The sequence below is a fragment of the Paraburkholderia sp. BR13439 genome, from assembly GCF_040948805.1.
Lineage (GTDB): Bacteria > Pseudomonadota > Gammaproteobacteria > Burkholderiales > Burkholderiaceae > Paraburkholderia > Paraburkholderia youngii.
In genome coordinates this window covers 13,623-26,810 of sequence record NZ_JBFPKN010000002.1, presented here as the reverse complement: position 1 = coordinate 26,810, position 13,188 = coordinate 13,623, and the positions used below count along the sequence as shown (strand labels likewise).

Annotated in this window: 11 protein-coding genes; 4 read left to right on the top strand and 7 right to left on the bottom strand. The window is 64.6% G+C overall.

The window, feature by feature from the left end:
• Positions 1-63: 63 nt before the first annotated feature.
• Positions 64-1,656 (bottom strand): ABC-F family ATPase, encoded by a 1,593-nt coding sequence (locus AB3X96_RS04065; protein WP_176108328.1) that lies wholly within the window; start codon positions 1,654-1,656, stop codon positions 64-66.
• Positions 1,657-1,749: 93 nt separating this feature from the next.
• Entirely contained in the window at positions 1,750-2,691 is a 942-nt protein-coding gene (locus AB3X96_RS04060) for an NAD(P)-dependent oxidoreductase (protein ID WP_368588686.1), read from the bottom strand.
• Between the two features lie 247 nt (positions 2,692-2,938).
• Here AB3X96_RS04060 and AB3X96_RS04055 point away from each other — a divergent pair, with 247 nt between their 5' ends.
• Positions 2,939-3,148, top strand: coding sequence for a dodecin (locus AB3X96_RS04055; protein WP_018435559.1), 210 nt, complete (start codon positions 2,939-2,941; stop codon positions 3,146-3,148).
• Positions 3,149-3,256: 108 nt separating this feature from the next.
• Here the strand turns inward: AB3X96_RS04055 and AB3X96_RS04050 are convergent, their stop codons facing one another.
• The 4 genes from AB3X96_RS04050 to AB3X96_RS04035 form a co-directional block, all read right to left on the bottom strand.
• Positions 3,257-4,351 (bottom strand): BMP family ABC transporter substrate-binding protein, encoded by a 1,095-nt coding sequence (locus AB3X96_RS04050; protein ID WP_176379245.1) that lies wholly within the window; start codon positions 4,349-4,351, stop codon positions 3,257-3,259.
• A 62-nt stretch (positions 4,352-4,413) separates the two neighbouring features.
• Positions 4,414-5,343: an ABC transporter permease gene (locus AB3X96_RS04045; protein WP_368588685.1), complete on the bottom strand. Its 930-nt coding sequence runs from the start codon at positions 5,341-5,343 to the stop codon at positions 4,414-4,416.
• A gap of 40 nt (positions 5,344-5,383) precedes the next feature.
• The gene (locus AB3X96_RS04040) at positions 5,384-6,490 is read right to left on the bottom strand and encodes an ABC transporter permease (protein WP_368588684.1); all 1,107 of its coding nucleotides are present in this window, start codon (positions 6,488-6,490) and stop codon (positions 5,384-5,386) included.
• A gap of 92 nt (positions 6,491-6,582) precedes the next feature.
• Positions 6,583-8,181 carry an ABC transporter ATP-binding protein gene (locus AB3X96_RS04035; RefSeq protein ID WP_368588683.1) on the bottom strand — a complete coding sequence of 533 codons (1,599 nt, stop codon included), beginning with the start codon at positions 8,179-8,181 and terminating at the stop codon, positions 6,583-6,585.
• Positions 8,182-8,453: 272 nt separating this feature from the next.
• On the opposite strand from AB3X96_RS04035, the gene AB3X96_RS04030 reads away from it, so the two are divergent.
• Positions 8,454-9,386, top strand: coding sequence for a LysR substrate-binding domain-containing protein (locus AB3X96_RS04030; protein WP_018435555.1), 933 nt, complete (start codon positions 8,454-8,456; stop codon positions 9,384-9,386).
• An 82-nt stretch (positions 9,387-9,468) separates the two neighbouring features.
• Here AB3X96_RS04030 and AB3X96_RS04025 read toward each other — a convergent pair whose 3' ends face one another.
• A complete protein-coding gene (locus tag AB3X96_RS04025; protein ID WP_368588682.1) occupies positions 9,469-10,857 on the bottom strand; it encodes an 8-oxoguanine deaminase in 1,389 nt (462 codons plus the stop codon).
• A gap of 499 nt (positions 10,858-11,356) precedes the next feature.
• On the opposite strand from AB3X96_RS04025, the gene uraH reads away from it, so the two are divergent.
• Together uraH and AB3X96_RS04015 are read left to right on the top strand one after the other, a co-directional pair.
• The gene (uraH, locus tag AB3X96_RS04020; protein ID WP_176108321.1) at positions 11,357-11,710 is read left to right on the top strand and encodes a hydroxyisourate hydrolase; all 354 of its coding nucleotides are present in this window, start codon (positions 11,357-11,359) and stop codon (positions 11,708-11,710) included.
• 170 nt (positions 11,711-11,880) lie between these two features.
• Positions 11,881-13,074, top strand: a complete 1,194-nt coding sequence (locus AB3X96_RS04015) for a urate hydroxylase PuuD (RefSeq protein ID WP_368588681.1) — start codon at positions 11,881-11,883, stop codon at positions 13,072-13,074.
• Positions 13,075-13,188: the final 114 nt, after the last annotated feature.

Sequence of the window (13,188 nt, the reverse complement as noted above, 5' to 3'; positions counted from 1 at the left end):
GCCCACGCCGGCAAACTGCCAGCATGGGCCTCTGGGGATCGCTGAAAACCAGCGACCCAGCGCTTATTGAACGCCCTGACTCGTCAGGAAGTCCTCATAGTTGCCGCCGAAGTCGTTCAGCGTGCCGTCCGTGCGCACTTCGATGATCCGGTTCGCGAGGCCGCTGACGAACTCACGGTCGTGCGAAACAAAAATCAGCGTGCCTTCGAACTTGTCCAGCGCAATCTGCAGCGACTCGATCGACTCCATGTCCATGTGGTTGGTCGGCTCGTCCATCAACAGCACGTTGTGGCGGCCGAGCATCAGCTTGCCCCAGATCATGCGGCCTTTCTCGCCGCCCGACAGCACCTTGACCGACTTGCGGATGTCGTCCGCATTGAACAGCAGGCGGCCTAGCGTGCCGCGCACCATCTGCTCGTCGTCGCCTTCCTTGCGGTACTGGTCGATCCAGTCCATCAGCGTGACGTCGTTCGGAAACTCTTCGTACGTGTCCTGCGGCATGTAGCCGACGTTCGCGTTTTCCGCCCACTTCACCGTGCCGTGATCGAGTTGCAGATTGCCGAGCAGCGAGCGCAGCAGCGTGGTCTTGCCCGCGCCGTTCTCGCCGATGATCGCGATACGCTCGCCCGGCTGCACGCTGATGCTGAAGTTATTGAAGATCGAGCGCTCGTACTTCTTCGAAATGCTCTCGGCGACCACCGCGATGTTGTGCAGCTTCTTCTCGAACTCGAAGCGGATGAACGGATTCTGCCGCGACGACGGCTTGAATTCCTCGATCTTGATCTTGTCGATCATCTTCAGACGGCTGGTCGCCTGGCGTGCCTTCGACTTGTTCGCCGAGAAGCGGCGCACGAAGTCCTGCAGATCGGCCACGCGCTCCTTCGCCTTCGCGTTGGCGGCCTGCTGACGCTCGCGCGCCTGGGTGCTCGCGAGCATGTAGTCGTCGTAGTTGCCCGGATAGACCTTCAGCGTGCCGTAGTCCATGTCGGCCATGTGCGTGCAGACCTGGTTCAGGAAATGCCGGTCGTGCGAGATGATGATCATCGTCGAGTTGTACTGGTTCAGAATATCTTCCAGCCAACGGATCGAGTTGATGTCCAGGTTGTTGGTCGGCTCGTCCAGCAGCAGCACGTCCGGCTTCGAGAACAGCGCCTGCGCGAGCAGCACGCGCAGCTTCCAGCCCGGTGCGACGTTGCTCATCGGGCCGTTGTGGTCTTCGATCGCGATGCCGATGCCGAGCAGCAGTTCGCCCGCGCGCGCTTCGGCCGTGTAGCCGTCGTACTCGGCGAACTTCGCTTCGAGTTCGGCCGCGTGCATGTAGTCGTCGTCGGTCGCGTCGGGGTTCGCGTAGATCGCGTCGCGCTCGGTCATCGCGGCCCACATTTCGGTGTGGCCCATCATCACGACGTCGAGCACGCGCACGTCTTCGTATGCGAACTGATCCTGACGCAGCTTGCCCAGACGCACGTTCGGCTCGAGCATCACGTTGCCCGAGCTCGGCTCCAGATCCGAACCGAGAATCTTCATGAAGGTGGATTTACCGCAGCCGTTCGCACCGATCAGGCCATAGCGGTTCCCTTCCCCGAATTTGACCGAAATGTTCTCGAAGAGGGGCTTCGGCCCGAATTGCATGGTGATATTGGCAGTAGACAGCACGGCGCGTCCCTTTGAATGTGATATCGGCGAAAAACCCACTATTTTAGCAGGTTTAGAGATTTCAACCCGATAGTTCGCCCGCCCCGGCCCGCGTCAACCGTTCGAGCCGTCGCGCGGCGTCTGCAGAATGTCGATGAAGGCCGAAAAATCCGCGTCGGCGAGCCCCATCGCGGCACCGAGTCGTAGCAATTGCTGGACCGTCGACGCGACCGGCATCGGCGTGCCGGTCTCGTAGGCGGCCGCCGCAACCGTATCGACGTCCTTCTGGAACGTGCGCAACGCGCCGATCGGCGCGAGATCGCTTTGCGTCATCCGCGGCACGAAGGTCCGCAGCAGCACCGAATCGGCCCAGCCGCCGGCGAGCGCCTCGGGCAGCTTCGCGGCGTCGATGCCGCTGCGCTGCGCGAGGCTCACCGCCTCGGCGATCGCGGCGACGGTCGCGGTGACGATCGCCTGATTGCACAGCTTCGCGGTTTGCCCGGCGCCGACCTCGCCCATGTGCGTGACGCGGGCGGCATAGGCGTCGAGCAAGGGGCGCACCGCGGCGAGATCGCTGGCCGCGCCGCCTGCCATGATCGCGAGCGTGCCCGCCGTGGCGCCGGCGACGCCGCCCGACACCGGTGCGTCGATCCAGCCGATCGAAGCGCCATCCCGACAGGCTCCCGCGCCCGCCATCCCGCCCTGCCCGGCGAAATCCGCCACCCGTCGCGCCAGCGCGCGCGTCGCGGCAGGCGCAATGCTCGAATGATCGACGATCCAGCGCACACGGCGCGGAGTCGAAGGATCGCCATCGAGCAGCCCCGCCGGGCCGAACACGGTCTGTTCGACCGCCGCCGCGTCCGCGACGCACAGCAGCACCGCGTCGCAGCGCGCGGCCAGCTCACGCGGCGCATCGACGACGTGCGCGCCCTCGGCCCGCAACGCCTCGGCCTTCGCTCGCGTGCGGTTCCAGACATGCACGGTATGGCCCGCGCGTAGCAGGTGCCGGATCATCGGCGCGCCCATCAGACCGGGGCCGCAAAAACCAATTTCCACGTTCGAACCTCGTTGCTATCAGATTGAATGGGTTATGTTGCGTACACATGATAACGACCATGCGATACCGGGCACGCGACGTGCGGGATCGATGGTCCGGGCAAAGACGCTTGATCCGCCGCACAGGCGATGACGCTCGCGAGCACGCATATGTCCGACGGACTGCGCGAACCGTTGCCTATACTTTTTCCATGCGCGTTTCCGAGCAGCGTTTTATCGACCAGCGGCGCACACCAAGGAGGAATTCATGTCAGAACACGTTTACAAGAAGATCGAACTGACCGGTTCGTCGAAGAAATCGATCGACGACGCGATCACCACCGCGATTGCCAAAGCGTCGGAAACGCTGCGCAATCTGCACTGGTTCGAGGTCACGGAAACGCGCGGCCAGATCGAGAACGGCAAGGTCGCGTACTGGCAGGTGACGCTGAAGGTCGGCCTGCGCATCGAGGACTGAGCGGCGACCGCACGACACGCTTGCGCGCTGCCACGCGCAGGCCGCAAACAGAAAAGCTGCATCCAGCCCCGCTGGACGCAGCTTTTTTTCAACAGCGGACCGCCCGCTTTACTTCGGCAGCGACCCGTCGACACCCTCGACGTACCAGTTCAGGCGCTGCAATTCCGCATCGGTCAGGGTCTTGCCTTCCGGCACCTTCACCGTGCCCGACTGATCCTTGATCGGGCCAGTGAACACGTCGCGCTTGCCGCTCGCGAGTTCTTCGCGCCTGGCGGCGACCTGCTTCTGCCCATCGGCCGGAATCGCCGACGTGTTCAGGTTTTCGAGGTTGACGGCCTTTTGCGGAATGCCCCACCACACCGGATCGTTCTTCCACTTGCCGTCGAGCACCTGCTGGATCACCGCGCTGTAGTACACGCCCCAGTGCGCGACCACCGAGCCGAGATGCGCATCAGGACCGAACTTCTTCATGTCCGAATCCCAGCCGAACGCGTGCACGTGCTTCTCCGAAGCTGTGGCGAGCGTCGCGCTCGAATCGGTGTTCTGCAGCAGCACGTCGGCGCCCTGGCCGATCAGCGTTTCGGCGGCCTGCTTTTCCTTGCCCGGATCGAACCAGCTGTTGATCCAGATCACCTTCGTATGCACCTTCGGGTTCACCGAGCGCGCACCCAGCGTGAACGCGTTGATGTTACGCACCACTTCCGGAATCGGCACCGACGCGACGAAGCCGAGCGTGTTGCTCTTCGTCACGTAGCCCGCGGCGACGCCAGCCAGATATGCGCCCTGGTACATGCGCACGTCGTAGGTGCCGAAGTTCGGCGCCTTCTTGTAGCCGGTGGCGTGCAGGAAGATGGTGTCCGGGAAGTCCTTCGCGACCTTCAGCTGGAAGTCCTGGAAGCCGAAGCTCGTGCCGAAGATGATCTTGTTGCCCTTGTTGGCGAGATCGCGGAACACGCGCTCGGAGTCGGCCGATTCCGGCACGTTCTCGACGCGCGTGACCTTGATCCGGTTACCGAACTTCGCTTCGGCTTCGCGCGAGCCTTGATCGTGCGCGAAGGTCCAGCCGGCATCGCCCGGATTGCCGAGATAGACGAACGCGACGCCCGGCACATCGGCGGCCTGCGCGGTTTGCGCGAGCGGCGCGGCGAGTGCCAGCGACGCCGCACCCCACGCGAAAGCGGTCAGCAGATTTCTTCTCTTCATGTTTTTCCCCTGTCGTGATGAGCGAATAGTAGTGAGCGGATCGACAAAAAACTGTGTCGCGGTCAGCCCGCCGAAAAAAACGGCTTGCCGAGCGACGCGGGCGCATTCAGGCGAATCGTGTTCGGATTGCGCGAGATCAGCGCCAGCACGACGATCGTCGCGACGTAGGGCAGCATCGCGAGGAACTGCGTCGGCACTGGCACGCCGATCGCCTGCGCGTAGAACTGCAGCCCCGTCACCGCGCCGAACAGCAGCGAGCCGATCAGCAGACGGCCCGGGCGCCACGTCGCGAACACGACGAGTGCCAGCGCGATCCAGCCGCGGCCCGAGGTCAGGTTCTCCTGCCACAGGTGCAGATTGACGATCGAATAGTAGCCGCCCGCGAGCCCCGCCATGCCGCCGCCGAACGCGACCGCGCCATAGCGCACGCCGACCACCGGAAAGCCGACCGAGTGCGCGACCTGCGGCGATTCGCCGACCGAGCGCAGCACGAGCCCCGCGCGCGTGCGGTACAGGAACCAGCCGATCGCCGCGAACATCAGGAACGCGAGGTAATCGAGCGGCGTGAGCGTAAACAGCGCGGGGCCGAGCACCGGGATTTTCGACAGGCCGGGGATCGTCCACGTATCGATCGTCGCGCGCACCGCGGCCGACGTGTACGGCTTGCCGACGTACGCGGACAATCCGATGCCGAAGATCGTCAGCGACAGGCCGGTGGCGACCTGGTTGGCGAGCATCGTCAGCGTCAGGAACGCGAACAGCAACGACATCGCGAGACCGGCGCCGATCGCGGCGAGCACACCGAGCCACGGGTTGCCGGTGATCGACGTGACCGCGTAGCCGCTGACGGCGCCCATCAGCATCATCCCTTCCACGCCGAGGTTGAGCACGCCCGATTTTTCGGCGACGAGTTCGCCGGCGCCCGCGAACATCAGCGGGATCGACGCGGTGATCGCGCTCGACGTGAGCGCGCTGGCTTGCTGGATATCCATATCGAGTTCTGAAAGCGGTTTAGCGAGCTGATTGGCAAGCTCAATGACCCACTGCCACGGCCGAGCGGCGCCGCACGCGGTAGTTCACGAACAGGTCGGCGCCGAGCAGGCAGAACAGCAGCAACCCCTGAAAAACGCCCGACAGCGCCTGCGGCAATTGCATCGAGGTCTGCACCGCTTCGCCGCCGAGATACAGCAGCGCCATCAGCAGACTGGCGAGCACGATGCCGAGCGGATGCAAGCGGCCGACGAACACGACGATGATCGCGGTGAAGCCGTAGCCCGGCGACCACGTCGCCTGCAACTGGCCGATCGGACCGGCGATCTCGCCCATGCCGGCGAGGCCCGCGAGGCCGCCGCTAATGAGCAGCGAGGTCCAGATCGTCTTCTTGTCGGAGAAGCCCGCGTAGCGCGCGGCCAGCGGCGCGAGTCCGCCGACGTTCATCCGGTAGCCCGCGAAGCTTTTGCGCATGAACAGCCAGACGAGTGGAATCGCGATCAGCGTGAGGAACACGGACGCGTTCAGGCGCGTGCCGCGCAGAAATTTCCAGTGCCAGTCGCCATACAGCGTCGGAAACAGCGCGTCGCCGCTGAACATCTCCGACAGCGGAAAGTTCATGCCCTGCGGATCGCGCCACGGGCCGCTCACAAGGTAGATCAGTAGTTGGGTCGCGACGTACGTGAGCATCAGGCTCACGAGAATCTCGTTGGTATTGAAACGGCTCTTCAGGAAAGCGGGAATCGCAGCCCACGCCATGCCGCCGATGATGCCCGCGAGCATCATCGTCGGCAGGATCCACCAGCCGCTCGCCTGATCGAAATAGATCGCGACGCCGCTTGCCACGATGCCACCGAGCAGCATCTGCCCTTCGGCGCCGATGTTCCACACGTTCGCGCGATAACCGATCGCGAGACCGAGGCCGATCAGGCACAACGGCGACGCCTTCAGCAATAGCTCCGACCAGCCGTTGATGCTCGACAGCGGCTCGATGAAGAACGCGTGCATCGCCTGCAACGGGTCGCGGCCGACGAGGCCGAAAATCAGAAAGCCGATCGCGAGCGTCAGCACTGCGGCGATCAGCGGCACGGCGAGCTGCATCGTGCGCGAGGGCGTGGTGCGGGCTTCGAGTCGATAAGGAAGCATCATGGGTGGCGTGGGTTGTTCGGGTTTTGTTTTTCAGGGTCCGCATTCTAGTGCGTGCTTTGCGTTTTGGCGTGGCCGGCGGGCAACGCCTCGCCTCACGCATGCGCTGGTTGGTCTGCCGCAGGCGCCGCGCCCTCGCGGTCGCCGAATAGCCCCGCCATCCAGCGGCCGATTTCCTCGGCGTTGGTCGCACCGGTCGCGCGCACCGGCGAGAGCCGCCCGCCCGCGAGCACCGCGATGCGATCGCAGATATCGAACAGCTCTTCCAGTTCCTCCGAGATCACCAGAATCGCGACGCCGCGCGCCGACAGATCGAGCAGTTGCTGACGGATGAATGCGGACGCGCCGACATCGACGCCCCACGTCGGCTGCGCGACCACCAGTACCTTCGGCGCCTGCAAAATCTCGCGGCCCATGATGTATTTCTGCAGATTGCCGCCCGACAGACTTTGCGCGAGCGCGTCGGGGCCGCCGCAGCGCACGTCGAACGCGTCGATGCAGCGCTTCGCGAACGCGCGCATCGCGCCCGCCCTGATCCAGCCCGACTTGACCATGCTCTGCCGATGCGCGGTCAGCAACGCGTTGTCGGCAAGGCTCATCGCCGGCACCGCGCCGCGGCCGAGCCGCTCCTCGGGCACGAAGCCAAAGCCGAGCGCGCGCCGGCGGCCCGCGCCGAGGCGCGCGGCCGGTCTGCCGCAGATCTTGATCGCGTCGGCCGGCAGGCTGCGTTTTTCAGCGCGCTTTTCTCCGGACAACGCCGCGAGCAGTTCCGCCTGGCCGTTGCCCGACACACCGGCAACGCCGAAGATCTCGCCCGCATGCACGCTGAACGACACGTCGCGCAACGACGTGCCGAACGGATCGTCGCTCGCGACCGACAACTGCCTGACGTCGAGCAGCACCGCGCCCGGCTTGTGCTCGCGCCGCGTGTAGTCGGGCAGCGAGTGGCCGACCATCAACTGCGCGAGCGACGCATGCGTCTCGTTCTTCGGCGTCACATTGCCGGTCACGCGGCCGCCTCGCATCACGGTCGCGGTGTCACACAACTCCTGGATTTCGTCGAGCTTGTGGCTGATGTAGAGAATGCTGCAGCCTTCGGCCGCGAGCCGGCGCAGCGTCGTGAACAGCTTGCGGACCGCCTGCGGCGTCAGCACCGAGGTCGGTTCGTCCATGATCAGGAGACGCGGATTCTGCAGCAGGCAGCGCACGATTTCGACGCGCTGGCGCTCGCCGACGGTGAGGCTGTGCACGTGCCGTTGCGGATCGATGTCGAGCCCGTAGTCGGCCGACACCTCGCGAATGCGTTTCGCAAGGGACTTCAGATCGAACGGTTCGTCGAGCGCGAGCGCGATGTTTTCGCCGACCGTCAGCGTTTCGAACAGCGAGAAGTGCTGGAACACCATGCCGACGCCGAGCTTGCGCGCGGCCGCCGGGCTCGCGATGTCGACCGTCTCGCCTTCCCAGCGGATCTCGCCGGCGTCGGGCCGCACCGCGCCGTAGATGATCTTCATCAGCGTGCTCTTGCCCGCGCCGTTCTCGCCGAGCACCGCGTGGATTTCGCCGGGCGCGACGACGAGCGTGACGTCGTCGTTGGCGCGCACGGCCGGGTACTGCTTGGTGATGCCCGTCAGCGCGAGCCGGGGCACCGCCTGGCCGGTGAGTTGTGCGCCGTCGCTAAGTGGAGTGTCGCTCATGAGATTCCGTAGTGCGTTTGAGACGCCGCTTGCTGCCTGAATACCGCCGGGTCGACGTCGATGACGTCCACCGTGCCGACGGGCGATCCGTCACCACAACCGAATGACGATACCTAATTCGATCCACTCAGTCGAGTTGACAAAATTCCCGCAAACCCGCGCCGCTACAAGCTCTGCGGGTATGTCACCCTTGACGTCGTTTTTCGTCCATATTAAAACGCATATACCCCTACGTCCGTTCGATCAGCCAGCACATATATTTCGGAGAATCCATGAGCCAGCAACGCGAGGCGATCGACACGTACCTGCTGCGCGTGTTGCACACGCTACTGATGGAGCGCAGCGTCACGCGCGCCGCCGTCAAACTGAATCAGTCCCAACCCGCGATCAGCGCGGCGCTGCGCCGTCTGCGCGACATCACCGGCGACCCGCTGCTGGTGCGCGGCAAGTCCGGCATGGTGCCGACCGAATACGGTTTGCGCCTGCTCGAACCGGTGCAGAACGCGCTGCGCGAAATCGAGCGCATCAAGTTCCAGCAGCACAACTTCGATCCGGCCACATCCATCCGCTGCTACCGGATCGGCTGTCCGGACTACCTGAACGTGCTGTTCGTGCCGACGGTCGTCGAACGTTTTCGCCAGGCCGCGCCAAACGCGACGCTCGAATTCCATTCGCTCGGCCCCGCGTTCGACTACGAACTCGCGCTCGAGGACGGCAAGCTCGACATCGTGGTCGGCAACTGGCCGGAGCCGCCCGAGCAATTGCATCTGTCGAACCTGTTCGTCGATCAGATCGTCTGCCTGATGAGCAACTCGCATCCGTTCGCCAAACGTGGCGGGCTCACGCTCGACCAGTACCTGAACGCACCGCATCTCGCGCCGACGCCATACTCGGTCGGCCAGCGCGGCGCGATCGACGTGCATCTCGCGCGCGAGCGGCTCAAGCGCCATGTGGTCGTCACGCTGCCCTACTTCAATCTCGCGCCGTACGTGTTGATCAAATCCGATCTGATCTTCACGACGACGCGCCTCTTTGCCGACTACTACGCGAAGTTCCTGCCGCTGACCGTGGTGCCCGCGCCGCTCGACTTCCCGCCGATGCAGTACTACCAGCTGTGGCACGAGCGCGTGCACTACTCCGACGAAGTGCGCTGGCTGCGCGGGCTGGTTGGCGAGGCGACCCGGACGTTGATCGACAAGCCCTGAGCCCGCATGCGGCGCCGCTCAGAGATCAACGACTCGCGGCATCCGCGCATCAGAGCGTGAGTGCCGCCCCTTCCGCTCAAGCTCAAGCCGCCGCCTCGTAAAGCTGCCGCGCGAGCGCGTTATGCCGCTCGATCACCGGCCCGAGTTCGAGCGTCGCCAAGCGCCCCTCCTTCACCACCACCTTGCCGTCGATCACGCTATAGCTGACCTGCGACGGCGCGCAGAATACCAGCGCCGCCACCGGATCGTGCAGTGCGCCGGCAAACTGCGGCTGACTCAGATCGAACGCGACGAAATCCGCGGCCATGCCAGGCGCGAGCGCGCCGATGTCGTCGCGATTGAGCACGCGCGCGCCGCCCACGGTCGCGATTTCGAGCGCCTCGCGCGCGGTCATCGCATCGGGCCCGAAACCGACGCGCTGCAACAGCAGCGCCTGGCGCACTTCGGCGACCATCTGCGCACCGTCGTTCGACGCCGAGCCGTCGACACCGAGCCCAACCGACACGCCCGCGAGCCGCATGCGCTTGATCGGCGCGATGCCCGACGCGAGCCGCATGTTCGAGCATGGACAGTGCGCGACGCCGGTGCCGGTGTGGGCGAACAGCGCGATGCCCGCGTCGTCGAGTTGCACGCAGTGCGCATGCCATACGTCGCGGCCGACCCAGCCGAGATCGTGCGCATACTCAGCCGGCGTCATGCCGAACTTCTCGCGGCTGTACTCGACGTCGTTGACGTTCTCCGCCAGATGCGTGTGCAGCGACACGCCGTAGTGGCGCGCGAGCAGCGCCGATTCGCGCATCAGGTCGCGGCTCACCGAAAACGGCGAGCACGGCGCCACGACGACGCGCAGCATCGCGTAGCGGCCGTCGTCGTGATACGTCTCGATCAGACGCTGCGTGTCCTTCAGGATGTCCGCTTCGCGCTCGACCACCGAATCGGGCGGCAAGCCGCCGTCTTTCCTTCCCACGCTCATGCTGCCGCGCGCCGCATGAAAGCGCATGCCGATGCGGCGCGCCGCGGCGATGCTGTCGTCGAGACGGCTGCCGTTCGGATAGATATACAGATGGTCGCTCGACGTCGTGCAGCCCGACAGCAGCAACTCGGCCATCGCGGTCAGCGTCGATACTTCGATCATGTCGGGCGTGAGGTTCGCCCACACCTTGTACAGATTCGTCAGCCAGCCGAACAGCTCGGCGTTCTGCGCGGCGGGAATCGCGCGCGTGAGGCTCTGGTACATGTGGTGATGCGTGTTGACGAGCCCCGGAATCACCAGGTGGCCGCGCAGGTCGAGCACTTCGTCGGCCGTTTGCGGCAGTTGCGCGCTCGGGCCGACCGCGACGATCCGGTTGTCCTCGATATACAGACCGGCGTCGCGCAGTTCGCGCCGCTCGCCATCCATCGTGACCAGCACGTCCGCGTGCTTCACGAGCATTGTTTTGCCGGGTTGTTTCGGTGCTTCATTCATCGTCATTCGTCTGTCCGCCTGTTTGCCTGCATGCAAAGCCGTTCGAACGCGATGCGGCGGCACGCCACCGTGCCGCCGCGTTCGGTTGAACGCCATTGGCCCGGTTACCCAGCGTGAGTCGCCGTCTTCGGGGTTTCCCGCGCCAAAGGCCTGCCTTTGCACGGGTGTGTCGCACAGCGCTTACCTTCGGTAGCCAAAATCCCGCTGGCAACTCGCGCGGTTGCGATACCCAACTTCACACCGCCAATATAGTGGTGCATTTTTGGCGCCGGTACGATCGGCCGATGAGCCGGCGCGGCTTTCGACTGGCTGTCCATCATGCGCGAACTATTATCTTTCCTATCGCTCGCGCGCTGAACAGGGCATCCTTTTTACAATGGCTGCCACGGCGCTCGCTTCAATTCGCCGACGGGTATGTAGCCACTGACGTGGAGCCTCGATCCGCCGCAAACGTAATGGATCGGGCCGCCGCCGACACCTCGCATTCACACAAGGACAATTGCGAATGGGCAAGCTCACTACCCACGTGCTCGACACCGCGAACGGCCGTCCCGGCGCAGGCATCAAGGTCGAACTCTTCGCGCTCGCCGGAGACACGCGCCGCGCGCTCAAAACCACTGTCACCAATCACGACGGCCGCTGCGACGAGCCGCTGCTCGAGGGCGACGCGCTCGTCGCTGGCGAGTACGAACTCGTGTTCGGCGCGGGCGACTACTTCGCGTCGCTCGGCACCAGGTTGCCGGAGCCGCGCTTCGTCGATCGCGTTGTGCTGCGCTTCGGCGTCGCCGATGCCAGCGCGCACTATCACGTGCCGCTGCTGGTGTCGCCGTTTTCGTACAGCACGTATCGGGGCAGCTAGCCCTGCCGGATGCAAGCCGCGTCCGCTTCGGCACGAACAGACACCAATACGCACAAGCGCCCCGCGATACCCATAACAAGCCGCGCTGCGTCTTCTATCCGCAGTCGGCGCGATGACCGGCGACGTCGAACGTCATCGCGCGCACAACGAATCAGAAGTGGAGGAGTTTCATGGAAGGCTTTATCACCGACTGGTTGAACCTCGCGATTCGCTGGTTCCACGTCATCGCCGCCATCGCATGGATCGGCGAATCGTTCTATTTCGTCGCGCTCGACAACAGCCTGAAACCGCCGACCGATCCGAACCAGCGCCGTCGCGGCGTGTTCGGCGAGCTGTGGCACGTGCACGGCGGCGGCTTCTACAACATGCAGAAGTACACGGTCGCGCCGCCGGAAATGCCCGAAGACCTGCACTGGTCGAAATGGCCGTCGTACACGACGTGGCTGTCGGGCTTCGGCCTCTTTACCGTGCTGTACCTGTTCTCGCCGAGCACCTACCTGATCGACAAGAACGTGCTCGACATGGGACCGGTGGTCGCAGCCTCCTCGGCGATCGGTTTCCTCGCGGCCGGCTGGATCGTCTACGACTCGCTGTGCCGCATTCTCGGCACGCGCGACAAACTGCTCGGCATCTGTGTCGGCGTATATGTGCTGATCGCGGCGTATCTCGCCTGTCATATCTTCGCGGGCCGCGCGGCGTATCTGATCATGGGCGCAATGCTCGCGACGATCATGTCGGCCAACGTGTTCTTCGTGATCATTCCGGGCCAGCGCAAGATGGTCGACGCGATGCTGAAGGGCGACACGCCGAACCCGATCTACGGCAAGCGCGGCAAGCAGCGCTCGGTGCACAACACCTACTTCACGCTGCCGGTCGTGTTCGCGATGCTGTCGAACCACTACGCGATGACCTATACGCATCCGTACAACTGGGCGGTGCTCGTCGTCATCATGCTGGCAGGCGCGCTGATCCGTCAGTTCTTCGTGATGCGCCATCGCGGCCAGGTGTTGTGGTATCTGCCGCTCGTCGGCGTCGCGCTGATGTGCACGGCGCTCGTGTGGACCATGCCGCGTCCGGTAGTGCCGCAGGCGCAGGCCGCCAACGCGCCGACGCTGAAGGTCGCCGACATCGCGCCGGTGCTGCAGCAGCGCTGCGTGGCTTGCCACTCCTCGCATCCGACGATGATGGGCAGCGCGCCCGCCGGCGTGCTGATGGATACCCCCGACGAAATCTCGCAGAACGCGCAGCGCATTTACCAGCAGGCGGTCACGTTGAAAGCGATGCCGCTCGGCAACGTCACGCACATGACCGACGACGAGCGGATGAAGATCGCCGCGTGGTTCGAAGGCGGCGCGGCGAAGTAAAGACGTCTGTCGGGATCACGATTCCGGTGCCGAGGTAGGGGCTGGTATGTGTCCGGGCTTGTCGCGAGAGCGGCAAGCCCGTTGTCGTTTGGGCAGGAATGGCGGGTGCAGTCA